This is a genomic window from Pantanalinema sp., assembly GCA_036704125.1.
Taxonomy (GTDB): domain Bacteria; phylum Cyanobacteriota; class Sericytochromatia; order S15B-MN24; family UBA4093; genus JAGIBK01.
This window is the reverse complement of the sequence record DATNQI010000004.1, coordinates 69,502-95,874: the sequence shown is the minus strand read 5'-3', so window position 1 is coordinate 95,874 and position 26,373 is coordinate 69,502. Positions and strand designations below refer to the sequence as shown.

General features: G+C 68.9%; 25 protein-coding genes. 13 read left to right on the top strand and 12 right to left on the bottom strand.

Features of this window, described 5'->3' with window-relative positions:
* Positions 1-9: 9 nt before the first annotated feature.
* The 9 genes from V6D00_00725 to V6D00_00685 all read right to left on the bottom strand — a co-directional run bounded on the left by V6D00_00725 (position 10) and on the right by V6D00_00685 (position 10,063).
* Positions 10-1,182 (bottom strand): hypothetical protein, encoded by a 1,173-nt coding sequence (locus V6D00_00725; protein HEY9897678.1) that lies wholly within the window; start codon positions 1,180-1,182, stop codon positions 10-12.
* An 82-nt stretch (positions 1,183-1,264) separates the two neighbouring features.
* Positions 1,265-1,945, bottom strand: coding sequence for a nitroreductase family protein (locus tag V6D00_00720; protein ID HEY9897677.1), 681 nt, complete (start codon positions 1,943-1,945; stop codon positions 1,265-1,267).
* Between the two features lie 83 nt (positions 1,946-2,028).
* Positions 2,029-3,567, bottom strand: coding sequence for a R3H domain-containing nucleic acid-binding protein (locus tag V6D00_00715; protein ID HEY9897676.1), 1,539 nt, complete (start codon positions 3,565-3,567; stop codon positions 2,029-2,031).
* Position 3,568: 1 nt separating this feature from the next.
* The gene (locus V6D00_00710; protein ID HEY9897675.1) at positions 3,569-4,609 is read right to left on the bottom strand and encodes an LdpA C-terminal domain-containing domain; all 1,041 of its coding nucleotides are present in this window, start codon (positions 4,607-4,609) and stop codon (positions 3,569-3,571) included.
* Positions 4,576-6,009 (bottom strand): aminotransferase class I/II-fold pyridoxal phosphate-dependent enzyme, encoded by a 1,434-nt coding sequence (locus tag V6D00_00705; protein HEY9897674.1) that lies wholly within the window; start codon positions 6,007-6,009, stop codon positions 4,576-4,578. Before V6D00_00705 ends, V6D00_00710 begins: the two co-directional genes overlap by 34 nt.
* Positions 6,010-6,017: 8 nt before the next feature.
* Positions 6,018-7,370: a FapA family protein gene (locus tag V6D00_00700; GenBank protein HEY9897673.1), complete on the bottom strand. Its 1,353-nt coding sequence runs from the start codon at positions 7,368-7,370 to the stop codon at positions 6,018-6,020.
* A gap of 96 nt (positions 7,371-7,466) precedes the next feature.
* Positions 7,467-9,167, bottom strand: a complete 1,701-nt coding sequence (argS, locus tag V6D00_00695; protein ID HEY9897672.1) for an arginine--tRNA ligase — start codon at positions 9,165-9,167, stop codon at positions 7,467-7,469.
* Positions 9,160-9,588, bottom strand: coding sequence for a DUF1934 domain-containing protein (locus V6D00_00690; GenBank protein HEY9897671.1), 429 nt, complete (start codon positions 9,586-9,588; stop codon positions 9,160-9,162). The genes argS and V6D00_00690 overlap by 8 nt, the downstream gene beginning before the upstream one ends.
* Before the next feature lie 7 nt (positions 9,589-9,595).
* Positions 9,596-10,063: a 23S rRNA (pseudouridine(1915)-N(3))-methyltransferase RlmH gene (locus V6D00_00685; GenBank protein ID HEY9897670.1), complete on the bottom strand. Its 468-nt coding sequence runs from the start codon at positions 10,061-10,063 to the stop codon at positions 9,596-9,598.
* A 183-nt stretch (positions 10,064-10,246) separates the two neighbouring features.
* Between V6D00_00685 and V6D00_00680 the strand changes: the two genes are divergently transcribed.
* From V6D00_00680 to sucD, 6 genes are all read left to right on the top strand, one after another.
* A complete protein-coding gene (locus tag V6D00_00680) occupies positions 10,247-10,738 on the top strand; it encodes a YajQ family cyclic di-GMP-binding protein (GenBank protein ID HEY9897669.1) in 492 nt (163 codons plus the stop codon).
* A 25-nt stretch (positions 10,739-10,763) separates the two neighbouring features.
* Entirely contained in the window at positions 10,764-11,213 is a 450-nt protein-coding gene (gene rplI, locus V6D00_00675) for a 50S ribosomal protein L9 (GenBank protein ID HEY9897668.1), read from the top strand.
* A gap of 88 nt (positions 11,214-11,301) precedes the next feature.
* Positions 11,302-12,669, top strand: coding sequence for a replicative DNA helicase (gene dnaB / locus V6D00_00670; protein ID HEY9897667.1), 1,368 nt, complete (start codon positions 11,302-11,304; stop codon positions 12,667-12,669).
* Positions 12,670-12,692: 23 nt separating this feature from the next.
* Positions 12,693-13,976 carry an adenylosuccinate synthase gene (locus V6D00_00665; protein ID HEY9897666.1) on the top strand — a complete coding sequence of 428 codons (1,284 nt, stop codon included), beginning with the start codon at positions 12,693-12,695 and terminating at the stop codon, positions 13,974-13,976.
* Positions 13,977-14,127: 151 nt separating this feature from the next.
* Positions 14,128-15,261, top strand: a complete 1,134-nt coding sequence (sucC, locus tag V6D00_00660; protein HEY9897665.1) for an ADP-forming succinate--CoA ligase subunit beta — start codon at positions 14,128-14,130, stop codon at positions 15,259-15,261.
* Positions 15,262-15,289: 28 nt separating this feature from the next.
* Positions 15,290-16,183, top strand: coding sequence for a succinate--CoA ligase subunit alpha (gene sucD / locus V6D00_00655; protein HEY9897664.1), 894 nt, complete (start codon positions 15,290-15,292; stop codon positions 16,181-16,183).
* 55 nt (positions 16,184-16,238) lie between these two features.
* On the opposite strand, the gene V6D00_00650 is transcribed toward sucD, so the two are convergent.
* Positions 16,239-17,357, bottom strand: a complete 1,119-nt coding sequence (locus V6D00_00650) for a hypothetical protein (GenBank protein HEY9897663.1) — start codon at positions 17,355-17,357, stop codon at positions 16,239-16,241.
* 172 nt (positions 17,358-17,529) lie between these two features.
* Between V6D00_00650 and V6D00_00645 the strand changes: the two genes are divergently transcribed.
* Positions 17,530-18,993 carry an amino acid permease gene (locus V6D00_00645; GenBank protein ID HEY9897662.1) on the top strand — a complete coding sequence of 488 codons (1,464 nt, stop codon included), beginning with the start codon at positions 17,530-17,532 and terminating at the stop codon, positions 18,991-18,993.
* Entirely contained in the window at positions 18,990-19,541 is a 552-nt protein-coding gene (locus tag V6D00_00640) for an HD domain-containing protein (GenBank protein HEY9897661.1), read from the top strand. The genes V6D00_00645 and V6D00_00640 overlap by 4 nt, the downstream gene beginning before the upstream one ends.
* Here V6D00_00640 and V6D00_00635 read toward each other — a convergent pair.
* Together V6D00_00635 and V6D00_00630 are read right to left on the bottom strand one after the other, a co-directional pair.
* Positions 19,523-20,440, bottom strand: a complete 918-nt coding sequence (locus V6D00_00635) for an RluA family pseudouridine synthase (GenBank protein ID HEY9897660.1) — start codon at positions 20,438-20,440, stop codon at positions 19,523-19,525. The two genes, V6D00_00640 and V6D00_00635, sit on opposite strands and share 19 nt — an antisense overlap.
* Positions 20,437-21,795: an ATP-binding protein gene (locus V6D00_00630; GenBank protein HEY9897659.1), complete on the bottom strand. Its 1,359-nt coding sequence runs from the start codon at positions 21,793-21,795 to the stop codon at positions 20,437-20,439. Before V6D00_00630 ends, V6D00_00635 begins: the two co-directional genes overlap by 4 nt.
* Before the next feature lie 147 nt (positions 21,796-21,942).
* Between V6D00_00630 and V6D00_00625 the strand changes: the two genes are divergently transcribed.
* The 5 genes from V6D00_00625 to aroH all read left to right on the top strand — a co-directional run bounded on the left by V6D00_00625 (position 21,943) and on the right by aroH (position 26,352).
* The gene (locus V6D00_00625; protein HEY9897658.1) at positions 21,943-22,968 is read left to right on the top strand and encodes an SGNH/GDSL hydrolase family protein; all 1,026 of its coding nucleotides are present in this window, start codon (positions 21,943-21,945) and stop codon (positions 22,966-22,968) included.
* A gap of 95 nt (positions 22,969-23,063) precedes the next feature.
* Positions 23,064-24,203 (top strand): acyltransferase, encoded by a 1,140-nt coding sequence (locus V6D00_00620; protein HEY9897657.1) that lies wholly within the window; start codon positions 23,064-23,066, stop codon positions 24,201-24,203.
* Between the two features lie 75 nt (positions 24,204-24,278).
* Positions 24,279-24,851 (top strand): hypothetical protein, encoded by a 573-nt coding sequence (locus V6D00_00615; GenBank protein ID HEY9897656.1) that lies wholly within the window; start codon positions 24,279-24,281, stop codon positions 24,849-24,851.
* Positions 24,852-24,872: 21 nt separating this feature from the next.
* A complete protein-coding gene (locus tag V6D00_00610) occupies positions 24,873-25,811 on the top strand; it encodes a branched-chain amino acid transaminase (protein HEY9897655.1) in 939 nt (312 codons plus the stop codon).
* 169 nt (positions 25,812-25,980) lie between these two features.
* Positions 25,981-26,352, top strand: coding sequence for a chorismate mutase (gene aroH / locus V6D00_00605; GenBank protein HEY9897654.1), 372 nt, complete (start codon positions 25,981-25,983; stop codon positions 26,350-26,352).
* Positions 26,353-26,373: the final 21 nt, after the last annotated feature.

Genomic DNA, 26,373 nt, shown 5'->3' with positions numbered 1-26,373 from the left:
CCCTTTTGATTAGAAGAGCTGCTCCATCACCCCGGTGAGATCCAGGGTCTTCTTGCCCTGGCCGAGAACCTCGTAGCTGCCCAGCCACTTGCCGGTGCCCAGGTTGATCTGGCCGACGTAGGTGCCGGTCTTGTCGCCGCGCGGGTTGCGCAGCTCGCCCTTGACGTCGATGGTCCTGAAGTCGGGGTGACAGACGAAGTCCTTGACGACCAGATCGGAGATCGCGACGCCGCCTGCGTCCTCGCTCGACAGGGTGACGTTCCCGGCAAGGGCGCTCGGGACGCGCGCGCGCTCGGCCACGGTGGCCTCCAACTTGCTTGCGACCTTGAACTTTCCCGCCCCGCCGAGGGCCACGTCGCCCTCGAAGGTGCGCACCTGGCCGGTGGCGGTGGTAAGCCGGACCTGCTTGAGGTAGACGGGCTGAGCGTCAGGAAGGGTCCCTCGCACGGTGATGGCGCGGGCGGTGCGCGCCCCCCGGCCTGCGATCCGCGCGGCGAGGTCGATCCCCTCGCCCGCCTCGTAGCGATCGATCGCAGCCACGGTCAAGGAGGTGCTCGCGGCCCCTTCAGGCTGGTGATAGACGGTCATGGCGCGGATGTCCTCGGTCGCCGTCAGGGTCTGAGTGCCGAAGGTGCCGTAGACGCCCGGCAAGCGGCGCATGGAGGTCGTGACCTTGCGCGCGTCGAGGACCTCGAGGGTGAAGCTGGCCGTGCGCTGGGACAGGTCGAAGCGGCGCACCGCCGTGCCCTGCTCGACGGTCTCCTCGCCCGCGTTGCGGGTGGTGTAGGTCGCATGGCGCTCGCTGCGGTAGACGCCGCTCGGAACGAGACCGGGAGCACTCTGGCTCGTGCCCTCGAAGACCTGGGTGAAGGCGTAGCGGGTGCTGTACGGGCCCTCGTCCTCGACCTCGGGCTCGGGCAGGCCCGCGACCCGGTAGGGGGCCACGGTCGTGAGCGGCGCGACCGTGGTGAGGGGGGCGACGGTCGTGAGGCCCGCGCTGGTGGCGTCCCCCGACATGCCCGCGGCCTGCTGGAGGGCGGCCGCCCCGCGCCCGACCTGGGAGAAAGGGTCGCTCGAGAGCGTACTCGCGGGAAGGGGAGGATTCTCGGCGCAGGCCGTCACGGCCAGCAGCGAGCCGGCAAGGGCGAGGCCATGGAGGCAGCGGGAAACGGATCGCGCCATGCGAGGCACCTCCTCGAAGGGTCGTTCTAGCGAACTATACCCGACGAGGAGGCAAGCCATTCGCCCAAGCGCGCCGGACCGCTCAGCGAATGCTCAGGATGCGGTCCAGCCCGTGGCGATGCGTGGGGAAGCCCGCCTCGTCCGCCACCCCGACGGCCACCAGGGCAGGGATCGAGACATGAGCGGGCAGGCCGAGGAGCTGCTTGACCTTTTCGGGCTCGAAGCCCCCCATCACCGAGGTGGCATAGCCCAGCGACTGGGCCGCGAGCACCAGGTAACCCAGCGCGATGTGCCCCTGGGCGGCGGCCCACGCCTCGCGCTCGCCCTCGCTCTTGGCCGCGAACGAGGAGGTGATGCCGGCCTTCGTGGCCGCCCTGCGCTCCTCCGGCAGGCCCGGGTGAAGGACCTCGTCGAGGGTCGCCAGGGTGTCCTCCATGTCGGTGTAGAGCACCATCACCGCCGGCGCCGAGAGCACCTGCGCCTGCTTGAACGCCGCCTCGTGCAGCTGCGCCTTCAGAGCGGAGTCCTGCACCGCGACGAAGCGCCAGGGCTGGGCGTTGAAGGCCGAGGGGGCGAGCCCCGCCAGGCGAACCATCTCGCGCAGGTGCTCCTGCGGCACGGGAACGGGCTGGTACTTGCGGATGGAGTGACGCTGCTCGGCGGCTTCGAGGACGCTGAGCGCCCGGGTGGCGATCGCCTCGGAGGGCAGAAGGGAGGGCGGCGGGGTCATGGGGTTCACCTCTCGATCACTTGTCTCGATCATGTGCTTACTTCATGTAAGCGATAACTTACGAAGCGTAAGCGAGCCGCCTGCCAAAGTCAAGCGGGCGGCTCGCCGGATCTTTCTCAGTCGAAGAGCTCGGCCGGGTAGATCATCACCCGGCGGTTCGGCTCCTCGCCGGTGCTCTGGGTGGTGAGCTGGTAGCGACTGGCGAGCTCGTGCTGGAGCTTGCGCAGGTGCGAGCTGCGCGGGCGCAGCTCGACGGTCTGGCCGCTGGCGAGCGCATGGTCGATGGCCTGGCGGGCCTCCTTGAGGGCGTCGGTCTCGTCGCCGCGCTCGAGGACCTGCACGTCCAGGTGAAGGACCTCGCGCAGGCTCTTCTGGATCTGGGGGATGGTGTTGGCCTTGACCACGTAGGTCGGGATCTGGCGCTCCTCGGCGTCGGAGAGCACCCGGCTGGCGCTCTTGACGTAGGCCTTGAGGATCAAGAGGGCGTCCGCGTCGCGCAGGCTTCGGGTCAGCTCGACCGGCATGCGCAGGCTCTTCACCACCCGCTCGAGCTGCGAGCGGCTCACGGCGTAGGGGTAGATCCGGATGGTCGCCCCGACCTCGCCGGTCAGCGCCGTCGCCAGGCGCGAGAGGTCCTCGACCTTCGCCTGCTGGATCTCGACCTTGCCCGCGCTGGTCACCTGACGCAGCTCGGGGCTCGGCAGGTAGCCTCTGAGCATCTGGTCGATCACGTCGCCCACGTCCTGGTGGACGGCCAGCCGGTCCCGGTCCTGGAGCTCGACGGCGATGTCGAAGGTGGGCGGCGCCTTGCGCTCCTGGATGCTCTTGGTGGTGCCGCGGCGGCGGGCCTCCTCGTCGGAGAGGGTGACGGTGTGGATGCCGCCGACCAGATCCGAGAGGGTGGGGTTCATCAGGAGGTTCTCGAGCGAGTTGCCGTGGGCGGTGCCGATGAGCTGGACCCCGCGCTCGGCGATGGTACGGGCGGCCAGGGCCTCCTGCTCGGTGCCGATCTCGTCGATGACGATGACCTCGGGCATGTGATTCTCGACGGCCTCGATCATGACCGCGTGCTGCAGCGCCGGGGTCGGCACCTGCATGCGCCGGGCGCGGCCGATGGCCGGGTGGGGGATGTCGCCGTCGCCTGCGATCTCGTTGGAGGTGTCGATGACGACCACGCGCTTCTTGAGGTCGGTCGAGAGCACCCGCGCGATCTCGCGCAGCTTGGTCGTCTTGCCGACGCCGGGGGGGCCGAGCATCAGGATGGATCGGCCGCTCTCGACCAGATCGCGCATGATGTCGATGGTGCCGAGCACCGAGCGGCCCACGCGGCAGGTGAGGCCCACGATAAGCCCCTGCCTGTTGCGGATGGCCGAGATGCGGTGCAGGGTGCGCTCGATGCCCGCCCGGTTGTCGCCCGAGAAGGCGCCCACCCGCTTGATGACGTGGTCCAGGTCCTCGCGGGTGACCGGGGCCTCGCCCAGGTCCACCCCGTGATGAGGCAGGCGCGCCTCGGGGATGCGCCCCAGGTCCATCACCACCTCGACCAGCTGCTCGCGGTCGCTCAGGGCCTGGAGGTGGCTGGCGAGGGCCGGGGGCAGGATCTCGAACATCTGGGTGAGGTTGTCGGTGATGTTCTGCTCGCGTTGCTTGGACATCCTACGCCTCCTGGTCTTCTAAGCCGCGGGCGCTTCGGTTCACCGACTGGACGAGCTGGCGGGCGCGCTGGATGTCCGCGAGCGTCACGGCATCCAGCGGCGCGCCGGGATCTCTTCGTTGCAGGGCCCGCTGCGCCTCGGTTTTGCCGGCGATTATACACCTCGCGTAGCTGCCGATGCCAACGCCCGCGATCGCGGCCTGACGCTCGCTCGCAACCAGCCCCGTCTGGTCGTTGGCGCCGCCCGCGGGCTGGACCGCGTCGCTCAGGCCGGTCGCCAAGAGCGCCTCGGAGAAGGCGATCGCAGGCAGGGTCGACTCGCGCCCGGCGGTGCCGCTGATGGGCTTGCCGTCCGCCTGGATCACGATCCGGTCGTGGGGGAACCACTCCCCCAGGTGCGAGGCGAGCGAGGCGGCCTCCTGGGGCGTCATCTGCACGGCGTTGAGGCTGAGCGAGAAGAGGCCGCCCTTCTCGACCCATTCCTGGCAGCTCTTTTGCCAGGTGGCGAGCTCGGCGCGATCGCCGGCGCCCGTGTGAAGCTCGAGCGCACGGGCCCCCCTCTCCCAGAGCTGGGTCAAGGAGGGGTTGAAGGGGACATGGGCCATCTCGATGGCCTCGTAGGGGCAGGCGCTGACGCACAGGTCGCAGCCGACGCACTTGTCGGCGAGGATGTGGAACCCCTCGTCGATGGCGCCGTGCGGGCAAGCGTCGCGGCAGTGGGGGCAGACCCACGAGCAGCGCTCGGCGATCTTGACGGCGAGCCGGCAGTGGGGATCGTCCGAGGCGGTGACGCTGACCATGACGACGGGCTCGGTGGCCCCCGGGAAGGCCGCGGCGATCGCCCTGGCGTCATCGAGGCCGGCCATGGCGGCATCGACCGCCTCGGGGGTGGCCGCCACGTCGATCAGGTCGCAGCCGGCCAGCGCGTACACGGCGCTCAGGTAGCGCAGCTGGGGATAGTCGGTGAGGTTCGCCCCGCAGATCAGCTTGAAGTAACGGCGATCGGGCTTCAGCAGGGGGTGAGAGCGGTGCGGGGCGCGCATACTTGCAGGGTCTCCAGGTCGGGGGCTTCGGGGCCGACGAACTCGGCGCCGAGCGCTCGAAGGGCATTCAAGTATTCTAGCACCTGCCTGGTGATGCGCTCGCCCGGGATGAGGGCCGGCACGCCGGGAGGGTAGGGGCAGACCCACTCGGCGGCGATCTCGCCTTCGGCCTGGGCGAACGGGACGCCTCGCGACGGCCCCAGGTGCGCGTCGCGCGGCAGCACGACCAGCTCGGGATCGGGGGGAACCTCGGGGAAGGCGCCGGCCTTCTGCGCGGGCAGAAAAAGGGCCGAGAGGATCCCGTCCACCAGCCGATCCAGCTCCTCGCGGGTGTTGCCCGGGCCCGCGAGGGCCCCCAGGTAGCGCGGGGTGGCGAGCTCGACCTGCACGTGGAAGAAATCGTGCAGGTGGTCGGCCACCCCGTAGCCGTCGTGGCCGGTGCCCGAGAGATCCACGATGAGCTTGGCGGGGTCCCACTCGCCCGCCGGGCCGTGGCCGGGGCCCAGGCAGGGGACGCCGTGCCGGTCAAGGCGCTCGCGGGCCTCGTCGATCAGCGCGATCGCCTCTTGCCATTCGGCCGCTCCGCGGGTCTGGCGGTGGCGCCGGGCCGCGTCGAGCGAGGCCATCAGGAGGTAGGACGGGCTGGTGGTCTGCAAGAGGCGCAGCATCTTGCGCACGCGCGCGCTCGCGAGGCGATCCCCCTTGAGGTGCAGCATGGAGGCCTGGGTCAACCCCGAGAGCAGCTTGTGGGTGGACTGCACCGCGGCGTCCGCCCCCTGAGCGAGGGCCGAAGCGGGAAGGCGCGGATCGAGCCCCAGGTGCGCCCCGTGGGCCTCGTCCACCAGCAGGAGGCGGTCGTGCCTGCGGCAGGCCTCGGCGTAGGGCGAAAGCGACACCGCGCGCCCGAAGTAGTCGGGGCGCGTGACGAGCACCGCGCGCAGGCCCGCTTGCGCCTCGAAGGCGGCCTCGAGCGCGGCGGTCGAGGGAGGAAGGGGAAGCTGCCAGTCGGCATCCCAGCTCGCCCCCGCGAAGACGGGCCGAGCCCCGGCGAGCACCACGGCCCCCAGGACCGAGAGGTGGGAGGCGCGAGACAGGGCGATCGCCTCGCCGGGCGCCACCGCGGCCATGACCATGGCGTGGATGCCGCCGGTCGAGCCGTTGACCAGGAAGTGGGTCTGGTCGGCGCCGAAGGCGCGCGCGGCGAGCACCTGCGCCTCGGCGATGACCCCCTCGGGGGCATGCAGGCTGTCGGTCTCGTCCAGCTCGGTCAGGTCGCGCGCGAAGGCCCCTTCCCCCAACAGGCGAAGGGCGTCGGGGTCGGCCGCGCGACCGTGCTTGTGGCCGGGGGTGTGGAAGGGGGCCCAGGGATGATCGTGGTAGCGAAGGAGGGCGTCGAGCAGCGGCGCGCTCAGATCTCGATCTCCCCTTCGACGAAGCGGGCGGTGGCCGCGAACTGCTTGTTCACGATGCGCTGGGCCCGCTCGCCTTCGCGGGTGACGAAGCGCACCGTGACCCCGGGGAAGAGCTCGCTCTTGACCACGAAGCGCGGCTGCTCCAGCCCGGACTCGCGCTGGGTCATCTGCTTGTGGCGCGTCTTGAGCTGCGCCAGCTGGAGGTTGAGGGTGATCTTGACGGGGGTCAGGCGCTGGAGGTCGGCCGGACCGCCCGCCTTGGGGTCGCGCATCAGGGCCTGGATGCGGCCAGAGACCTGCGAAAGCTTCTGCTCGACCTCGGCGATCGTCTCGTTCAGCTGCTCGAGCTCCTCCTGGCTGCCGACCTGGACCAGCTCCACCGTGGTGGGGGTCTCGGCGCGGGTCCCGGCGATGCTCGCCTGGATGTACTCCCCCGCGCGGGCCGTGCCACCGATCAGGCGGTTCTCCACCACGATGCGCAGCCCCGCCTTGAGGGTGCAGTGCAGGGAGTCGCCCTTGACGAGGATCCCCCTCTGCGCCTCGAGGATCGACTCGGAATCGCAGAACCGCACCTCCACATCCTCCTGGGCCTGAAGATGCGCGGCCGAGCGGACGCCGCCCCGGACCCGGATCGTGCCGCCGGACTCGATGGTCGCTTGCTCCACGTTGCCGTCGATCGTGACGTCCTCGGTCGCCTTGACGGCGAAGCCCGGGTTGACGCTGCCGCGGATCTGGACCGAGCCCTGGAAGTTGATGTTGCCCGTCGAGAAGTCCACGTCGTTGACCTGGAAGATGGGCAGGACGTTGAGGCGGTTCTTGGCGACCTTGGGGATGCCCGTCACGGTCGCGTAGGCCTCGAGCTTGTTGGCGGAGAGCTCGACGTTCTTGCCGGCGAGGATGTGGACGTCCTTGCCGGGTGCTGCGGGGATGGGCTCGCCGGTCACGGCGCGCCCGGCGACGCCCGCGGTGGGCGGGGTCTTGCGGGCGAGCAGCTGCCCCGGCACGACGTTCTGGATCAGCGCGACCTCGCGGTAGTCGGCCCGGTCGAACTGATCGACCAGGGGGTTGAAGCCCGCGTCCTCGGTGAGGAAGAGGTAGTCGATCCGGGCGTTCTCGCCCGGCGTGGGCGGGACTCCGTTCGCGACGAGGGTCTCGCCGTTCTCGGGGGCCTCGCACAGCGCGGCCAGGGCGGCCTCGTCGATGCCCTCGCGCACTCCCTGCTCGCGCAAGGCCGAGCGAACCACGTCGTAGGAGACGGGCTCGGCGGGGGTGATCTTGGCCCAGGCCTCGAGGCCACGCTGCTTCAGCGTGACCTTGACGGTGGGGGCTTTCGGCTTCGAGGTTTCCATCACGCACACGCTCTTGTGATCGGGGTCTCCGGCTGCAAGCAGACAGTATAACGAAAACCTGCACCGTTGTCCCGTGTTCGCATGATCAGGCTTCGACTACATCCGGTCGGGCGCCTGGACGCCGAGGATCCCCCCGAGCGCGCTGGCGAGCGTGATGCGGCTCGCCACCGAGAGCGAGAGGCGCGAACGGGTCAGCTCCGGCTCGGCGGGGTTGAGCACGCGGCAGTTGGTGTAGAACTGGTGGAAGTCCGCGGCCAGGTCCTGGGCGTAGCGCGCGATGCGGTGCGGCTCGCGGGCCAGCGCGGCCTTGGCGATCTCGTCGGGGTAGCTCGCCAGCCGAAGCATGAGGCTGCGCTCGTCCGGGTGGATCAGCAGGCTCAGGTCGGCGCCCTCGAGGCTCTCGGGCGCAAAGCCCGCCTCCTCGGCATTGCGGAGGATCGAGCAGATGCGGGCGTGGGCGTACTGGACGTAGAAGACCGGGTTGTCCGAGGTCTGCTGCTTGGCGAGCTCCAGGTCGAAGTCGAGCGGGGTGTCCGCGCTGCGCATGACGAGGAAGAAGCGCGCCGCGTCGGGCCCGACCTCGTCGATGACCTCGTCGAGGGTGACCATCTCGCCGGTTCGCTTGGACATGCGCACCGGCTCGCCCGCGCGGTAGAGCGAGACGAGCTGGCCGATCACGACCTCGAGGGCGTCCTCGGGATAGCCGAGGGCCTGGACCGCGGCCTTCATGCGGGGCACGTAGCCGTGGTGGTCGGCGCCCCAGATGTTGAGCAGCTTGGGGGTGCGCTGCAGCTTGTCCAGGTGGTAGGCGATGTCGGCCGCGAGGTAGGTGGGCATGCCGTTCTCGCGGATCACGACCCGGTCCTTGTCGTCGCCGAAGGCGGTCGAGCGCAGCCAGAGGGCGCCGCCCTCCTCGAACATGTGCCCGCGCTCCTTCAGGATGGCGATGGCCTTCTGGACCTCGCCCTTCTGGTGCAGGGTGGTCTCGCTGTACCACACGTCGAAGCCGACCTTGATCCGCGCAAGCGTCGCCTTCTGGGCGGCGAGGAAGTAGTCGCGGGCAAAAAGGGTCAGGCGCTGGATCTTGGCCGCCTCGTCCAGGCCCTCGAGCTCCCCTGCGATCTGGTTCTTGGCGGCTCCAGCCACGTCGAAGATGGTGCTGCCGCCGTAGAATTCCTTGCCCGCCTCGCCCTCGGGGATCGCGCGGCCCTCCATGCGGTAGAGGACCGAGCGGCCCAGGTTGAGCATCTGGTTGCCGGCGTCGTTGATGTAGAACTCCTGGCTGACCTTGTAGCCGGCGGCGCTCATGAGGTTGGCGAGCGTGCTGCCCAGCGCGGCCCAGCGGCCGTGGCCCACGTGCAGCGGGCCGGTGGGGTTGGCCGAGACGTACTCGATCATGACCGCCTGGCCATGGGCCACGTCGGTCTTGCCGTAGGCCTCGCCCGCCTCGAGGATCGCCTTCACGTTGCCCTGGAGCCACGCGTCCTCGAGGGTCACGTTGATGAAGCCGGGGTTCGCGATCTCGACCTTCGAGAAGAGGCCGTCCTCGCCCATGCGATCGACGATGGCCCGGGCGATCGCGGCCGGCGCCTTCCTGGCGGGCTTGGCGAGGGTCATGGCCACGTTGGTCGCGAAGTCGCCGAACTTGGGGTCGCGGGGCTTCTCGATGGTGGGCTGGGTCATGGCCTCGGCGGGCAGAGCGCCCTCCTCGACCGCCCGGCGCAGGGCGTCCGAGACGGCGTCGGCGATGAGGGTCCGGATGGTCGCCGTGGGGCGGGAGGGAGTCGCATTAGCCATGGGTTTCGTCCACCTCGTGAGTCGTCAGTTGGATGATCAGCGTGAAGTTCCCGATGAGGTCGGGCCCGGAGGTCAGGGTGTAGTCGAGCGACAGCTCGCGGCCCCGGGGAAGGGGCGTCACCTGCATGCGGTGGGTGACGGTTTTCAGCGGCAGGGTGCTCGTCTGGATCCGCAGCTCGGTCTCGGTCGGCTGCTCGAGGCGGAAGAGCTGGAAGCCCTCGAGGTCCGCCCCGCGACGGAACAGGCGCCACTCGTCCGCGTCCCAGCGCAGGGTGGTCTGGACGCCCTCGTCCTGGTAGACCACGTAGTCGGAGCTGTCCTGCTGGTACCAGGTCCCCTCGTAGCGGTTTTCGAGCCGGGCCTCGGTGCCCTCCGCATCGAGCTGGCGGCTCTCGACCCGGATCGAGACGGGGTGTTTCATCATGCGCCTAAGCCTTGTGGTAAGGCTCGCCGCGCCTCAGCGTCTCGCAGCGGTAAAGCTGCTCGACCAGGACCAGGCGCGCGAGCTGGTAGGGGAAGGTCAGACCCGAGAGCGAGAGCTCCCAGTGGCAGGACCGGATGAAGTCGGGGTCGAGGCCCTGCGGGCCGCCCAGCACGAACGAGAGGTGAGGGACGCCCTGCCCCTCGAACTGCGCGAGCTTGTCCGTGAGCTGGCTGGTGGTGACGCGCGCGCCGCGCTCGCTCAGCGCGATGCGAAGGCCCGGCGGGCAGGCGTCAGCGATGCGCTCGGCCTCCTTGCGCATCACCTGCGCCTCGCGGCCGGGAATCAGGCGCTCTTCGGCCACCTCGATCATCGCGAACGGGCGATAGTGCTGGAGCCTGCCGTGATACTCCGCGATCGCGTCGCGGTACCAGCTCTCCTTGACGCGCCCGACGGCGACCACCGACCACTTCACCTTCGACAACCCGCCTTGACCCTCATCGGGTGCTCTTAACCCACGATTAGCCAGAATTTCCACTCTACCCAGTCGGGGGGTGAGCGTCAAGGAAGCGGGCGAATGGTAGAATAACCCTTGTACGCATAGAAGCGCCCGGCTGACCGGGTGAGCGCCCAGAACGTCTCGCGGAGATCACGTCAAATGTCCAAAGAATCGTCGTTCGACATCGTTTCGCAGGTCGACATGCCCGCGATGACCGATGCCATCCACCAGGCCAACAAGGAGATCGAGACCCGCTTCGACCTGAAAGGCACCGGCTGCGAGCTGACGCTCGAGAAGGAGACCATCTCGGTCAAGGCCCCCGACGAGCTCAAGCTCAAGAACGTCGTCGACATCCTCGAGAACCGCATGATCAAGCGCAACATCCCGCTCAAGGGCCTGGAGCACGGCAAGGTCGAGGCGGGGCTCGGCGGCACGGTCAAGCAGACGCTGACCATCCGCCAGGGCATCGACAAGGACCGCGCCAAGAAGATCACCAACCTGATCAAGGAGAAGAAGCTCAAGGTCCAGGCGCAGATCCAGGACGACCAGATCCGCGTCACCGGCAAGAGCAAGGACGACCTCCAGTCGGTGATCGCCGCGCTGAAGGGCGTCGACCTCGACATCGAGCTGCAGTACGTCAACTACCGCTAACCATCGCTAGATAGGGAGACCACTCATGCGCGTCATCCTCAACAAGGACGTCAAGGACATCGGCAAGGCCGGACAGGTCGTGGAGGTGTCGGAGGGCTACGGCCGCAACTACCTCATGCCGCGCAACCTCGCCACCGAGGCCACCGACGCGGCCCTCAAGGCCGTGGCCGACAAGGCCAAGCGCGACCAGGCAAAGGCGGACAAGCTCAAGGCCGAGATGCAGGAGTACGCCGCCAAGATCGCCGAGAAGACCGTGACCATCCCGGCCAAGGCGGGCGAGGGCGGCCGCCTCTACGGCGCCATCACCTCCAAGGAGATCGCCCTCGAGACCAAGAAGCAGACCGGCTTCGAGATCGACAAGCGCAAGATCGAGATGGAGGGCACCATCCACGCCCTCGGCTACTACGACCTCGCCGTCAAGGTCCACCCCGAGGTGACCGCCAAGCTGCGCGTCCACGTCGTCGAGGCAAAGTAAACACCCCGGAAGCGAGGGTTAACGCCTGCTTGAGGCGGGTACATGGCCCTCGCTTCCTCTGTCCATGCCCCTTTTCGCCGGAGCCGAGATGAACGATCCTCTTCTAGAGCGCATCCCCCCCCAGAGCATCGAGGCCGAGCAGTCGGTGCTCGGCGCGCTCCTCATCTCGGCCGACGCCCTGGTGCGGGTCTCCGAGATCCTCAAGCCGGAGTCCTTCTACCGCCACGCGCACGCGACCCTCTACGAGACGATCCTCATGATCGCCGAGCGCGGCGAGCCGGTCGACCTGGTCACGGTCTCGACCGAGCTGCGCACGTCCAATCGCCTGGACGAGATCGGCGGCTACACCTACCTGATGGACCTCGCGGCGTCGATCCCGACCGCCGCCAACGCCGAGTACTACGCCCGCATCGTCGAGGAGAAGGCCGCCCTTCGCGCGCTGATCACCGGCGGCACCAAGATCGTCGAGCTCGGCTACTCCCAGAAGGGGAAGCTCGACGAGACCATCGACGAGGCCGAGCGCATCATCTTCGACGTGGCCCAGGGCCGGCGCACGTCCAAGGACATCTCGCACATCAAGGACATCCTGCGCGACACCTTCGAGACCATCGAGCACCGGTACGAGAATCAAGACAACGTCATGGGCTACGCGACCGGCTACTACGACCTCGACTACATGATGAGCGGCCTGCACGCCTCCGACATGATCGTGCTCGCGGCCCGCCCCGCGATGGGGAAGACCTCGTTCGCGCTCAACCTGGCCCAGAACATCGCCAAGCTCAACGACCTGCCCGTCATGGTCTTCAGCCTGGAAATGTCGAAGGAGCAGCTGGCGCAGCGCCTCATCTGCTCCGAGGCGCGCATCAACGCCCACCGGATCAAGACCGGCTTCCTGTCCGAGACCGACTGGCCCAAGCTGACCGAGGCCATCGGCACTTTGGCCTCCAGCCCCATCTACATCGACGACACCCCGGCCATCACGGTCATGGAGGTGCGCGGCAAGGCCCGCCGCCTCAAGGCCCTCGAGAAGAAGGAGCTGGGGCTGATCGTCATCGACTACCTCCAGCTGATGAGCGGCGGCGGCAGCAGCTCGGACGGCAACCGCGTGCAGGAGATCTCGGCCATCTCGCGCAACCTCAAGGCGCTGGCGCGCGAGCTGAACGTGCCCATCATCGCCCTGTCCCAGCTCAGCCGCGCCGTCGAGAGCCGCACCGACAAGCACCCGATGCTCTCGGACCTTCGCGAGTCGGGCGCCATCGAGCAGGACGCCGACATCGTCATGTTCATCTACCGCGACGAGTACTACAACCAGGAGAGCCTGGACAAGAACGTCGCCGAGGTCATCATCGCCAAGCACCGTAACGGCCCGGTGGGCACGGTCAAGCTCTTCTTCGAGAAGGAGCACACCCGCTTCGAGAACCTGACCGCCCAGCCCACCATGGCCGAGCCGGCCTAACTAGCCAGAAAGCAGGAAGCATCGTGGCCAACGTCGCAGTCGTCGGGGCCCAGTGGGGGGACGAGGGGAAGGGCAAGATCACGGACCTGCTCGCGGAGCGCGCCGACGTGGTCGTTCGCTACGGCGGCGGCAACAACGCCGGCCACACGGTCGTGGTGGGCGATCGAACCCTCAAGCTGCACCTGGTGCCCTCGGGCATCCTCTACCCCGAGGTGCGCTGCTTCGTGGGCAACGGCACGGTGCTCGATCCCGAGGCCTTCATCACCGAGCTGGACGGCCTCTGGGCCCAGGACCTCTCGCTCGACAACCTCTCGGTGAGCCCGCTCGCTCACGTCATCATGCCCTACCACAAGCTGCTGGACCGGCTCGACGAGGAGCGCCGCGCCAACAAGATCGGCACCACCGGCCGCGGCATCGGCCCGGCTTACGGCGACAAGTACCTGCGTCGCGGCTTCCGGGTGATGGACCTGCTCAAGCCCGAGCGGTTCCGCGCCAAGCTCGCCGAGGCCCTCGGGCGGGTCAACGAGATCCTCGAGAAGATCCACTGCCACGCGCCGCTGTCGCTGGAGCCCATGGCGACCGACCTGCTCGCCATGGGCGAGCGCCTGCGCCCCCACGTGGCGGACACCTCCTTGCTGCTCCACGAGGCCCTGAAGCGGGGCGATCGCATCCTGTTCGAGGGGGCCCAGGGCGTCCTGCTCGACATCGACATGGGCACCTACCCCTTCGTGACCTCCAGCTACCCGGTGGCGGGCGGGGCCGCGGTCGGCTCGGGCGTCGGCCCCGGCGCCATCGACCGGGTGCTCGGCATCTCGAAGGCCTACGCCACCCGCGTGGGCGGCGGCCCCTTCCCCACCGAGCTGTTCGACGAGCAAGGCGATCGCCTGCGCGACGTGGGCCACGAGTACGGCACCACCACCGGCCGGCCGCGCCGCTGCGGCTGGTTCGACGCGGTCGCCATGCGCCTGGCGGTGCGCGCGAGCGGGCTGGACGCCCTCTGCATCACCAAGCTGGACGTGCTCGACGGCTTCGACGAAATCAAGGTGGCCGTGGCCTACCGCCTGAACGGCGAGACGATCACCGAGCTTCCCTACGACGCGGAGGACCTGGCGGCCTGCGAGCCCGTCTACGAGACCCTGAGCGGCTGGAATGCCCCCACCGGCGCTTCGAGGCGCTACGAGGACCTGCCCGCCAACGCCCGGGCCTACCTGGAGCGCCTCGAAGCGCTCTCGGGCGTGCCGATCGCCATGGTCTCGGTCGGCCCCGATCGCGAGGCCACGATCGTCCGGGCCGATCTGTTCGCCTGACAACCCCGGTTTATCCTGCCGTAGCCGCCGCGTCGCCGTTCCTTGTGGGATGGCGACGCGCTTGGTAGAATGGACGCGACGCGCTCGAAGCGGCACAGCCCTCTTCTTGAGCGCCACATCGCCCCATCATGACCAGGGAGATCCCCACCACATGAAGATTCATGAGTTCCAGGCCAAGCAGGTCCTCGCCAAGTACGGCGTGCCCACCCCGCGCGGCCAGGTCGCCTATTCGCCTGATGAAGTCAAGAACATCGCCACCGAGTTCGGCAAGCTCGTCGTCGTCAAGGCCCAGGTCCACGTCGGCGGCCGCGGCAAGGCCGGCGGCGTCAAGCTCGCCAAGACCCCGAACGAAGCCTACGACATGGGCAAGCAGATCCTCGGGATGGACCTCAAGGGCCTCATCGTCAAGAAGGTCCTCGTCGAGGAAGGCGTCAACATCGACAAGGAATACTACCTGGGCATGATCTTCGACCGCGATGCGCGCAAGGTCGTCGTCATGGTCAGCGCCGAGGGCGGCATGGACATCGAAGAGGTGGCCGAGAAGACCCCCGAGAAGCTCGCCAAGATCTGGGTCGACCCCGCCCTGGGCCTCACCGACTACCAGATCCGCCAGCTGATCTTCGACGCCAAGCTCGATCGCGCCTACATCAAGGAATACACCAAGTTCCTGAAGCTCCTCTACAAGGCCTTCATCCAGTCGGACGCGACCCTCGCCGAGATCAACCCCCTGGTCGTCACCAAGGAAGGCACCGTCATCGCTGCCGACTGCAAGATGGACATCGACGAGAACGCCCTGTTCCGTCAGCCCGAGCTCGCTGCCTGGCAGGAGTCGGAAGAGGACAACGCCATCGAGGACGAGGCCCGCACCCGCGGCCTGACCTACGTCCACCTGGACGGCGACATCGGCATCATGGGCAACGGCGCGGGCCTGGTCATGACCACGCTCGACGCGGTCGGCCGTGAGGGCGGCGCTGCCGCGAACTTCCTCGACATCGGCGGCGGCGCCAAGGCTTCGGTCGTCAAGAACGCCCTCGAAGTCGTCATGATGGAGAAGCCGAAGGGCGTCCTCATCAACATCTTCGGCGGCATCACCCGCTGCGACGAGGTCGCCAAGGGCGTCCTCGAGGCGACCTCGGGCATGGAGATCAAGGTTCCCATCGTGGTTCGCCTCTCCGGCACCGCCGAGGAAGAGGGCCGCAAGCTCCTCGCCGGATCCAACCTGATCCCGGCCGCCACCATGCAGGAAGCCGCCAAGAAGGTCGTCGACCTGGCCTACGGCCGCTAACGACTGCCCCGAGCAAAAGGATTACGACATGAGCATTTTCATCAACAAGGATACCCGGGTGCTCGTCCAGGGCATCACCGGCCGCGAGGGCGGGTTCCACACCCAGCAGATGATGGCCTACGGCCCCAACACCATCGTCGCCGGCGTCACCCCCGGCAAGGGCGGCCAGGAGGCCTTCGGCCTGCCCGTGTACGACACGGTCAAGGACGCCCTCAAGGCCCATCCCTCGATCAACGCCAGCATCATCTTCGTGCCCCCCGCCTTCGCCGCGGACTCGATCCTCGAGGCGCTCGACGCCGAGATGCCCCTCATCGTCTGCATCACCGAGGGCGTTCCCCTGCACGACATGATCAAGGTCAACCAGGTGCTCCAGCGCTCGCCCAAGTCGAAGCTGATCGGCCCCAACTGCCCCGGCCTCACCACCCCCGACCAGTGCAAGATGGGCATCATGCCCGGCCACATCTTCAAGCCCGGCACCGTGGGCGTCGTCTCGCGCTCGGGGACCCTGACCTACGAGATCGCGGCGGACCTGACCAACCGCGGCTACGGCCAGAGCTCGATCGTCGGCATCGGCGGCGACCCCATCATCGGCACCCGCTTCATCGACGTCCTCAAGGCCTTCGAGGCCGACCCCGCGACCGAGCTGGTCGTCATGGCCGGTGAGATCGGCGGCGAGGACGAGGAGATCGCGGCCGAGTACATCAAGACCATGACCAAGCCGGTCGTGGGCTTCATCGGCGGCCGCACCGCCCCCAAGGGCAAGCGGATGGGCCACGCCGGCGCCATCGTCTCGGGCAACAAGGGCACCGCCGAGGCGAAGGTCGCGGCCCTCGAGGCGGCGGGCGTGCCCGTCGCCAACACCACCGCCGAGATCGGCGACCTGGTGGTCGAGCGCCTCAAGAAGCTCGCCGCGGTCAAGTAAGACCCCGAACAAGCGAAACACCCGCCGGCATTCGTGCCGGCGGGTGTTTTTTTGGTTACTGGGGAAGCGCGGGCTCGTCGATGGAGTTCGGGGCAGGGGTCGTCTCGTCGATGCCCGGCATCGCCGGGGTCGCGACGGGCTCGTCCACGCCCGGCGGGGCCTCGGCGGGCGCCTCGGTGGGCGCCGTGCTCGGCACGGCCGACGGGACGGGCGTCTTCTTGGGGCGCGGCTTGCGCTTCTTGTGGTGGAGCTGGTACTCGTCGAGGGGAGGCGGGGGCGAGAAGAGCATGGGGGGGCTCGCCTTGTCCGAGATCCGCAGCATGTAGGGCATGTTGTAGCGCGGGGTGTCCTCGACCCGCCCGGGCACGATGAAGCGCGCCTTGTTGCCCTGGTCCAGGTAGTAGGCCTCGACCAGGCCCTTGCTCTTGGCAAGCCAGCTGGCGGTCGTGAGCGGCATGGGCAGGGTCTTCATGACCACCAGGTGTCCCTCGGCGTCGCGTCCCACCAAAAGGCGCTCGCGCGGGATCATGTTGTGGAGCTCCTGCTTGAGGCCGGTGTAGGGGTCGCTGTAGTCGGGAGCCACGTCGTAGGGGCTGTAGAGGTAGCCGAGGCCGCCGATGAAGGCCACGTACTTCTCCTCGTAGCCGGGGCGCCAGCCGCTGTAGCCGAACTCGATGCTGCCAGAGCGCCTGAGGGCCATGTAGTACCGGCGATCGGCGAAGCCGCGGCTGGCGGGGGTCGCAAGCTCCAGGTGATCGTCGAAGTAGAGGTCCCCGATGGCGCGGGCGTAGTAGTCGTTCTCGCCCTTGCGCTCCTCGAAGAACGGGCCGCTGAAGTACAGCAGGCCGGTGGGGTCCTGGAAGGCGACGCGCTCGTGCTCCCAGCCGCGGGCGAGCTCCATGCGGATGGAGGCCGGGTCGAGGACGGCGATCCGCGCCTCGTTGCTGAGATCGAGCCTGATCTGATCGGCGCTGCTGGCTGCGAGCGGCGAGTCCGAGGACATCTCGACCACCCGGGTCGAGACCATGGACTTGGCGATCTCGCCGGCGACCATGCCGCCGACGAAGAACACGGGCAGCGCGGCCAGCGCCCCGATGATCGGCCAGATCGGGCGCTTGGCGGAGCTTCGGCCGGCGCCGGGCGCCGGGCGTTTGGATGGGATGGAGCGTCTCACGGGCGCATCAATTATCGGGCCAAACCCCATTGGTCGCGGAAACACGGGCCCATGACGGGCCCCCCCATTCTAGCACACCCCCGAGCGGGTGGCGCGCTGTCGGCCCCTGCGAGGCGAGGGGCCGTGTGATACGATAACACGGACGTTTCCTTCGCTACGAGGTCCTAGCCGCATGCGCGACACCATCTTTCGAAAGAAGTCCCTCCAGGCCATGAGGCGCGAGCAGGCCGAACACGCGCATGGTCTCAAGCGCGTGCTCGGGCCGTGGTCCCTGATCGCGCTCGGGATCGGCTGCACCGTGGGGGCCGGCATCTTCATCATGCCGGGCGAGGTGGCCGCGATGCACGCGGGTCCCGCGGTGGTCCTCTCCTTCTTGCTGGCGGCCCTCGCCTGCGCCCTGGCCGCCATGAGCTACTGCGAGCTGGCGGCGATGATCCCGATCTCGGGCAGCGCCTACAGCTACGCCTACGCCACCCTCGGCGAGGTCGTCGCCTGGTTCATCGGCTGGAACCTCCTGCTGGAGTACGGCCTGGCCAACGCCGCCACCGCGGCGGGGTGGGCGGGCTATCTCAACCGCCTGCTGTCGACGGTGGGGTGGCAGATCCCCCCGCAGCTGATGTTCTCGCCAGGCCAGGCGATCCCGGGCACCGAGCTGGTCGGGTGGTTCAACCTGCCGGCGGTGCTCGCCGTGGTGCTGGTGACGCTGCTTTTGCTGCTCGGGATCCGCGAGAGCGCGCGCGCCAACGCCCTCATCGTGCTGGCCAAGATCCTCGTGCTCTTCATGTTCCTCGCCCTTTGCGGCCCGAGCGTCCAGCCCCAGCACCTGCAGCCCTACATGCCCTTCGGCTGGCAGGGCGTGGTCTCGGGGGCGGCGGTCCTGTTCTTCCTCTTCGTGGGGTTCGATGCGGTCTCGACCGTGGCCGAGGAGGCCAAGGACCCCCAGCGCAACCTGCCCATCGGCATCCTCGGGGGGCTGGGGGTCGTGACGATTCTGTACGTGGCGGTGGGCTCGGTCCTGACCGGCGTGCTGCCGCTCGATCGGCTCAAGGTGGCTGAACCCCTCGCGATCGCCCTCTCCGCCATGCAGCACCCCCGGGCCGCCTCGCTCCTCTCGTTGGTGGCGGTGGTCGGGATCTTCAGCGTCCTCTTGGTCGGCTCCATCGGCCAGACGCGCATCCTCTACGTCATGTCGCGCGACGGGCTCATGCCCCGCTTCATGGCCAGGGTCCACGCCCGCACGGGCACCCCGGTCCAGACCACGCTGGTGCTCGGCCTGGTGACCGCGGTGCTCGCCGCGGTGATCCCCCTCAGCGCCCTGGCGGACCTGGTCAGCATCGGGACGCTCGCGGCCTTCATCGCCGTCTCGGCGGGGGTCATCGTGCTGCGCAGGACCGACCCCGACGCGCCGCGGACCTTCCGCTGCCCGTGGGTGCCGGCCCTGCCCCTGGCGGGCATCGCCATCAACCTGTACCTGATGAGCGGGCTGAGCATGCAGGTGTGGATCCGCTTTCTGGTCTGGCTCGCGCTGGGCGGGGTGCTCTACTGGTTCTGGGGGTACCGCTCCGCCGGACGGGTGATCGCGGCGCGCGAGGCGGCCGTGCCCAGGGCGGACGAGGCCCTGGTCGAGCCCTCATGAGCCGGTCCGGCATGGGCCTGGTGCTGAAAGCGGCGGTCTTCGCCGCCGAGGCGCACGTGGGCCAGCGCCGCAAGGGGCTCGACGAGCCCTACATCAACCACCCGCTTCGGGTGGCCGCGGCGGTCGAGGAGTGCGGCTTGCCGCCGGAGGCCGTCGCGGCGGCCCTCTTGCACGACGTGGTCGAGGACACCCCGGTCTCCCAGGAGCGAATCGCCGCCGCGTTCCCTGCGCGGGTGGCGCACCTGGTCCACCTGATGACCAAGTGGTGGCCGGACGACGCGCCGGCGGAGATCAAGCGCCAAGGCAACCCCAGGTACTACGGGGCGCTCGGCGCGGACCCCGACGCGCTGGTCATCAAGCTGCTGGATCGCGCCGACAACCTGCGCGACATGGCGCGCATGCTGCCCCGGGCGCGCGACTGGGCGACTCGCTACCTCAAGAAGACCGAGCTCGAGTTCGCTCCGCTCGTGCCCCTCACCTCCAACGACCAGGCCCGCAGGCGCTTCGAGGAGGCCGTCTTCGCCCTGCGTCAGGCGCTCGGGAAGTAACGCGCCAGGTAGTCGGCCAGATCGAGCGGCAGCGGGGCCTCGAACGTCGTCTCTTCGCCGGTGCGCGGGTGCCTGAAGCGCAGCGTTCGCGCGTGCAGGGCCTGGCGCTGGAGCGCGGGGTGGGGGGCGCCGTACAGCTTGTCGGCCAACAGCGGGTGCCCCACGTGCGCCATGTGGACCCGGATCTGGTGGGTCCGGCCCGTCTCGAGCGTCAGGCCCAGGAGGGTCTCATCGCGCTCGGCGCTGCGCGCGAGGACCCGGTACCGGGTGAGGGCAGGCTGGCCGTGGTCGGCGACGACGCGGTACCCGCCGGGCCCCGGAAGCCTCGCGATGGGGGCCTCGACCACGCCGCTATCCTCGCGAACCAGGCCCACGACCAGGGCGAGGTACTCCCGATCCAGCTTGTAGGCGACCAGTTGCTCGGCGAGCTGCTGGTGGGCGTAGGCGTGCCGCGCGAAGACCACCAGGCCCGTGGTGTCGCGGTCGATGCGGTGGACCGGGTGACAGCGGAAGTACAGGCCTCGTGCCTGGTACCAATGGGCGAGGCCGTTGGCGAGGGTGCCGTGCTGGCAGCCGTAGGACGGGTGCACCACGCACCCGGCGGGCTTGTTGAGCACGACGAGGTCCTCGTCCTCGTACAGGACGTCGAGAGGAATGGGCTCGGCATCCACGCCCGTGGAGGCCGGCTCGGGAAGCGCGAGCTCCAGGGCGTCGCCCGCGCGCGCGCTCGTGCGGACCTTGACCGGGATGCCGTTGAGGAGGATGCCGTCACAGGCCTTGAGGCGCCGGATCAGCGCCCGGGACGCGCCCAGCTGACGGGTGAGCACGCCCCCTACCGTGGCGCACTCGGGGGCCTCTTGCACCGTGTAGCGAAAGTGCGCGACGTCCGGTGCGCTCATGCCTCGAAGCGCTCCGAGAGGGCCAGGTTGTGCTCGCTGCCGAAGGTCGGGAAGGTCAGCCGGAAGCACGAGCCCTTGCCTAGCTCGCTTTCGACCTCGATGCGGGCGTGGTGCTTCTCGAGGATGCCGTGGCAGATGCTGAGGCCGAGGCCGGTGCCGGTGCCCGGGGGCTTGGTGGTGTAGAAGGGCTCGAAGATGTGGCTCTTGACCTCCTCGGACATGCCCTGGCCGTCGTCGGCGATCTCGATCTGGCAGGACTCGCCCGCGTAGCTCAGACGCACCGAGACCTCGCCCGGCCCCTCGATGGCCTGGCACGCGTTCACCAGGAGGTTCATGAAGACCTGGTTGAGCGGTCCTTCGGCCCCCGGGATGGCCGGGCCGTCCACCAGGTCCAGGTGGATGCGCGCGTGGCGGTGGATGGCCTGGACCAGGGACGCGGTGGACTCCAGGCAGGTGCGGGGGTTGACCTCCTGGTAGTCGTAGGCGTCCTGACGAGAGAAGCTGCGCAGGTTGCGCACGATGTCGCGGACGCGGGTGGCGCCGTCCTGGAAGGCGCGGGTCAGGAAGTCCAGGTGCAGGAAGGCCGAGTCGAGGGCGAACTCCTCGTCGATCGCCTGCATCTGGTCGGCGGGCAGGGTCGCCTCCAGGTGGGTGCGCAGGCGGCGCAGGGTGTCGATGTTGCTCTCGAGCAGCCCGACGCCGCTGTAGATGAAGCTGATCGGGTTGTTGATCTCGTGGGCGACCCCCGCGACCAGCATGCCGAGCGAGTTCATCTTCTCGCCGTGGATGAGCTGGGCCTGGGCCTTCTTGAGGTGGCGGTAGGCCTCCTGGAGCTCGCGGGTCCGCTCGTAGATCTTGGACTCGAGGGCATGGTTGAGGTTCTGGATGGTACGGTAGGCGCGCGCGTGGCTGAAGGCGATCGCGCTGTGGGCCGCGAGCACCCGCAGCCGGTCCCGCTCGTTCTCGCCGTAGGCCGTGCCGTCCTGCTTGGGGCCGAGCAGCATCAGGCCGTGCACCTTGCGCTCGAAGGCGAGCGGCACCACCAGGTCGCATCCCGGCGGCAGGTCGAAGCCCTCGAGGTCCGAGGCCGCCATGAGCACCTGCTTCTCCAGGATCTCGAAGGCCAGAGGCGAGTCGATGCCCAGGGAGGGGGCGTCCATGCCGCCGAGGCTCGCGAAGGGGAGGAAGGCCGAGTCCTCCGCGTTGACGATCATCACGACCCCCGAGGCGGGCCTGAACGCGCCCGCGACGGTACGCAGCAGGCGAGAGGCGATCGCGTCCAGGTCGTGCATGGTGATGAGGGCGAGCCCCTCGCCTTCGAGCAGCGGGTCGTTGAGTGGTTTCGTGTCGCGCATGGCGGGCTCCCATCATTTCTCGCCCGAGTGCTTCGAGCGAGAAAGCCTGTTCTTGGCAGATATACCCGCCAGGTCCCTCTTGCTCTACCATCTGAGCCCCGAACCTTCGATCGTTTTTCCCGTGTGCGGCCAATGGGGACCATGCCTGTGCGCCAAAAGCCTGTGGTGGAAGCCTGGGCCATCCCGACGGCACTGCTCCTTCTCGCTTCATGCGCCATCAACCCTCCACCGACCGAGACGGCGCCCCCTCGCGAGCCCCTGCCCCTGCCTGTGGCGGACGAGGGGCCCCCGAGGCAGCTCCTGCGCCTGCGCGCCTCGTTTCGCGACGCGCTGAGCGATCGCGCGATCCCAGGGGCCCGCCTCGACGTGGACGGGGTGACGTGCGCGACCGACGCCGAGGGGTTTCGCACGGCCTACGTCCCGCTCGCCGCTCAGCGCGCGCTGCGCGCCTCGGGGGGCAACTACCTGCCGCTCTCGTGGAGCGGGGCGATCGAGGACGGGGCGCAGGTCGTCTTTCGCCTCACGCCGAGCGTCGTGCGAATGGTCGCCTTCGGAGACAGCCTGACGGCGGGCGCCAAGGTCAGCGAGCCTGAGCGCTTCGTCTACAAGATCCCGCGAGCGCTCAGGCGCTCCTCGAGCGGGGTGCGCGTGGACGTCTACCCGCGCGGCCGCTCGGGCGACACCTACCGCGGCGCGCGCGATCGCCTGATGGAGGACGTCCTCTCGGTGCGTCCCGACGTGGTGCTCGTCGCCTTCGGCACCAACGACGTGGCCGCCACCCCCCTGCGCGACTTCGCCGGCACCGTGGACGCGGTCCTCGCGCCGCTCTCCGGCCGCTGCCGCGTCATGGTGGCCGACATCCCCTACAAGCCCCGCTGGGCCGGCCAGTGGAACGCCCAGGCCGCCCCTTTCAACCGGGCGATCGCCGAGGCGGCGGCGCGCCACGGGGCGACCCTCGTCTCCTGGTCCGCGCGCTTCAAGGACGCGGGCGATCGCGGCGACTGGGACCTCTTCTATCACCAGGCCCCCTACGACCTTCGCGCCCCCGAGTCGCGCGCCCAGGGGGACCTTCACCCCAACGGCGCGGGCAACGACCTGATGGCCTCGGCCTGCGCCGAGGTCCTCGCGGGCTGGCTGACCCCCGAGGCCAGCCTCAGCGTGGGCGCTCCTTGATCGGGGCGTTTCGTCCAAAGTGACCAATGCTCCCTTGCTTGCTCGGGAGCTATAACGGGTAACCGACCGTTATAGCTCTCGAAACGGGGGGCCCCATGACCGAGACCAAGCCCGTCTCCCGCCTCGCTTACGTCGACGGCCTTCGCGCCCTCTCGGCGCTGTGGGTCATCCTCTACGACGTGTGGCGCTTCAACCGCGAGCCCGACCTGGGCGTCCTCACCCCCCTGTGCGCCAGCGGCCACCTGGGGGTCGAGGTGTTCATGGTGCTCAGCGGCTTCTGCCTCTTCTACCCCATGGCCCACCTCTGGCGCCTGCCGGCAGGTCACTGGCGCACCTTCTTCGTGCGACGCGCCAGGCGGATCCTGCCGCCCTACTACGCGGCTCTGCTCTACGCCATCGTCCTGCCGCACCTGCTCGCCCCTCTCTTCGGGGCCGCGGGCCTGAGCCTGTCGCCGGGCTCGCTGCCCGACGCCGCCTCGCTCTTCGTCCACGTCACCATGCTCCAGAACCTGGTCGATCTGCCCGCGCTCATCAACCCGAGCTTCTGGTCGTTGAGCCTGGAGGCCCAGTACTACCTCGTCTTCCCCCTGCTCGCGCTCGCCATCATGCGCCGGCGCTGGAAGGGGGTGCTTGCGATCCTCGCGGCCTGCGCCGTCTATCGCCTCGGCTTTTTGGCGCTGCTGGGGTCGGACCTCTCGCGCCAGGAGTTCCTGCTCTTGAACTCCATCGTGGGACGCCTGGCCATCTTCACCGCCGGCATGGTCGCAGCCCTCGTGATCCGCGAGTCGGGGGGCAAGCGGGGCGCCGGCCTGCTCGACGCGATCTGGGGCCTCTCGACGGTGCCCCTGGTGATGCTCGGCTTCTACTGGTACTTCCACCCGGTGGGGCCGTGGCCCCTCTCGGACGTGTGCCTGGGGGTGGCGGCAGGCGGCATCCTCCTGCGCCACGCCGACGCCCCGCGCGGCCTCGGGCGGGTGCTTGCGATGCCCGGGCTGGTCGCCATCGGCGAGCGGTCGTACAGCTTCTACCTGATCAACCGTCCCACCTGCTACTACGTCAACCACGCCGTGACCCAGCTGGTGCCGGGCAGCCCGGCGCTCCAGATGGGGGTGACCCTCGCGCTCGGCGTGCCCCTGAGCCTTGCGATCGCGGCCCTCTTCTACCGCGGGGTGGAGAAGCCCTTCATGGTGCGCCGCAAGCCCCCCGAGCTGCGGCCGCAGGCGGCCACGGGGTGAGCGAGGGAACCGCCTGCTTGCTTGCGTCGTCCATGGAACACAGGAATCCCGTTCGGACGATGAAAGGAACATGTCATGCAACGCCCCCTGATTTACGCCGCCCTGCCCCTCGCCTGCGCCTTCTTGCTGGCCCCGAGCGCCGAGGCGCGGGTCAAGCGCGACCTCTCGACCCTGGACCTCTCGCAGGCCGAGCAGTCCCTGGGCCGGGGCGGCCCCGAGCTCAAGGTGATCGCCAGCAAGGGCGGCGACGTGGGGACCTTCTTCGGGGGCCGCGGGGTCGGCTACCTGACGGACTCGCTCTACATGGGCGGGGCGGGCTACGGCGGCACCATGAGCGGCACCGGGGTCGTCGGCGGCTTCGGTTACGGCGGCCTGGTGGTGGGGGCCGAGGGCAAGATCGCCGGGCCCTTCGGCTACGAGGCGAGCCTCTTGCTGGGCGGGGGCGGGGGCAGCGGCACGCGCACCAGCGGCGGCAGCTTCGTCCTGGAGCCCAGCGTGTCGCTTCGCCAAGACTTCGGCGGGGGCGTGAGCGGCGCCCTGTCGGCAGGCTACCTGTTCGCGCCCAACGCCGACGCCCTGTCGGGGGCCATCGTGGGCCTGCGCCTCGACTTCAAGACCCTGACCCTCACCCTTCCCGTGGAGAACTGAGCAAGCGAAAGGACCCCCTCGATGCAAAAGCCCGCGTACGTTTTCTTCAGAGGTGACCACGTCCCCTTTGACGAGGCCAAAATCAGCGTCATGACCCATGGCCTCAACTACGGCACGGGATGCTTCGAGGGGATCCGCGGCTACTGGAACGAAGAGCACCAGGAGCTCTACGTCCTCAAGATGGTGCCCCACTTCGAGCGAATCCACCAGTCCGCGCGGATCCTCCACCTGCACCTCGCCTACTCCGTCGAGGAGCTCGGCGAGATCGCCCTTTCGCTGATCCGCCGCAACGCCTTCAAGCAGGACGTCTACATCCGGCCGCTGCTCTACACGGCCGACGAGCTGATCGGCGCCCGGCTGCACAACCTGACGTCGGACTTCACGATGTTCGCGATCCCCATGAGCGCGGCGATCAAGCCCGAGGGCATCAAGGTGACCGTCTCGAGCTGGCGTCGCATCGACGACAACGCCATGCCGGCCCGAGGCAAGGTCACGGGCACCTACGTCAACTCGGCGCTCGCGAAGACCGAGGCGTACCACCACGGCTTCGACGACGCGATCTTCCTGACCATGGACGGCCACGTCTCGGAAGCCAGCGGGATGAACCTCTTCCTCGTGCGCAACGGCCGGCTGATCACCCCCGGCGTCCAGCAGAACATCCTCGAGGGCGTGACGCGCCAGGCCGTCATGGACATCGCCAGAGAAGCCCTCGGCATCGAGACGCTCGAGCGCGCGGTGGATCGCACCGAGCTCTACGTCTGCGACGAAATGTTTCTCTGCGGCACGGGCGCCCAGATCACGCCGATCGCGACGATCGACCACCGGCCGGTGGGCGGCACGGGGGTCGTGGGACCCATCACGCGGCAGATCATGGACCACTTCGGCCGGGCGGTGCGTGGCGCCCATCCGCGCTTCGCCGACTGGGTCACGCCGGTCTACGGCAGCCGGCACCGAGCCTGAACGACCGGCACCCCAAAACCCGCCCCCAGAGCGGATTTCCGCCAGAAATAGCTCGTTTGACCGATAGCGCGTTTTCATGTTAAAGTTCCTGGCCACGCGAGACGACGCAGGGCGCTTGAGGTCGCTGGCCCCAGGCCCCCGTGCTTTTCCCGACGGATAGGAGGCCCCCATGGTGACGTCCTGCCGCGGCGTACGCGGTGCCACCTCGGCCGACCAGAACACCCCCGAGGCCATCCTCGCGGCCACGCGCGAGCTGCTCGCGACCCTCGTCGAGGCCAACGGCATCTCCCCGATCGACGTCGCCAGCATCTTCCTCACGGCCACCCCCGACCTCACGGCCGACTTTCCCGCCCAGGCCGCCCGCCAGATGGGCTGGGCCGACGCGGCCCTGCTCTGCGCCCAGGAGATCGCGGTTCCCACGGCGACGCCGAGGCTCATCCGCGTGCTGATCCACTGGAACACCCCCAAGACCGCCGCCGAGATCCGGCACGTCTACCTCAAGGAGGCGCGTACCCTGCGCCCGGACCGCGCCCTCACCTGATCCCCCCCACCCACAGGAGGG

Bases quoted from the DNA above. Each gene is read 5' to 3' on its own strand.
- V6D00_00725 (HEY9897678.1), bottom strand. From the start codon at position 1,182: ATGGCGCGATCCGTTTCCCGCTGCCTCCATGGCCTCGCCCTTGCCGGC.
- V6D00_00720 (HEY9897677.1), bottom strand. From the start codon at position 1,945: ATGATCGAGACAAGTGATCGAGAGGTGAACCCCATGACCCCGCCGCCC.
- V6D00_00715 (HEY9897676.1), bottom strand. From the start codon at position 3,567: ATGTCCAAGCAACGCGAGCAGAACATCACCGACAACCTCACCCAGATG.
- V6D00_00710 (HEY9897675.1), bottom strand. From the start codon at position 4,609: ATGCGCGCCCCGCACCGCTCTCACCCCCTGCTGAAGCCCGATCGCCGT.
- V6D00_00700 (HEY9897673.1), bottom strand. From the start codon at position 7,370: ATGGAAACCTCGAAGCCGAAAGCCCCCACCGTCAAGGTCACGCTGAAG.
- argS (HEY9897672.1), bottom strand. From the start codon at position 9,167: ATGGCTAATGCGACTCCCTCCCGCCCCACGGCGACCATCCGGACCCTC.
- V6D00_00690 (HEY9897671.1), bottom strand. From the start codon at position 9,588: ATGAAACACCCCGTCTCGATCCGGGTCGAGAGCCGCCAGCTCGATGCG.
- V6D00_00680 (HEY9897669.1), top strand. From the start codon at position 10,247: ATGTCCAAAGAATCGTCGTTCGACATCGTTTCGCAGGTCGACATGCCC.
- rplI (HEY9897668.1), top strand. From the start codon at position 10,764: ATGCGCGTCATCCTCAACAAGGACGTCAAGGACATCGGCAAGGCCGGA.
- dnaB (HEY9897667.1), top strand. From the start codon at position 11,302: ATGAACGATCCTCTTCTAGAGCGCATCCCCCCCCAGAGCATCGAGGCC.
- sucC (HEY9897665.1), top strand. From the start codon at position 14,128: ATGAAGATTCATGAGTTCCAGGCCAAGCAGGTCCTCGCCAAGTACGGC.
- sucD (HEY9897664.1), top strand. From the start codon at position 15,290: ATGAGCATTTTCATCAACAAGGATACCCGGGTGCTCGTCCAGGGCATC.
- V6D00_00645 (HEY9897662.1), top strand. From the start codon at position 17,530: ATGCGCGACACCATCTTTCGAAAGAAGTCCCTCCAGGCCATGAGGCGC.
- V6D00_00640 (HEY9897661.1), top strand. From the start codon at position 18,990: ATGAGCCGGTCCGGCATGGGCCTGGTGCTGAAAGCGGCGGTCTTCGCC.
- V6D00_00635 (HEY9897660.1), bottom strand. From the start codon at position 20,440: ATGAGCGCACCGGACGTCGCGCACTTTCGCTACACGGTGCAAGAGGCC.
- V6D00_00630 (HEY9897659.1), bottom strand. From the start codon at position 21,795: ATGCGCGACACGAAACCACTCAACGACCCGCTGCTCGAAGGCGAGGGG.
- V6D00_00620 (HEY9897657.1), top strand. From the start codon at position 23,064: ATGACCGAGACCAAGCCCGTCTCCCGCCTCGCTTACGTCGACGGCCTT.
- V6D00_00615 (HEY9897656.1), top strand. From the start codon at position 24,279: ATGCAACGCCCCCTGATTTACGCCGCCCTGCCCCTCGCCTGCGCCTTC.
- V6D00_00610 (HEY9897655.1), top strand. From the start codon at position 24,873: ATGCAAAAGCCCGCGTACGTTTTCTTCAGAGGTGACCACGTCCCCTTT.
- aroH (HEY9897654.1), top strand. From the start codon at position 25,981: ATGGTGACGTCCTGCCGCGGCGTACGCGGTGCCACCTCGGCCGACCAG.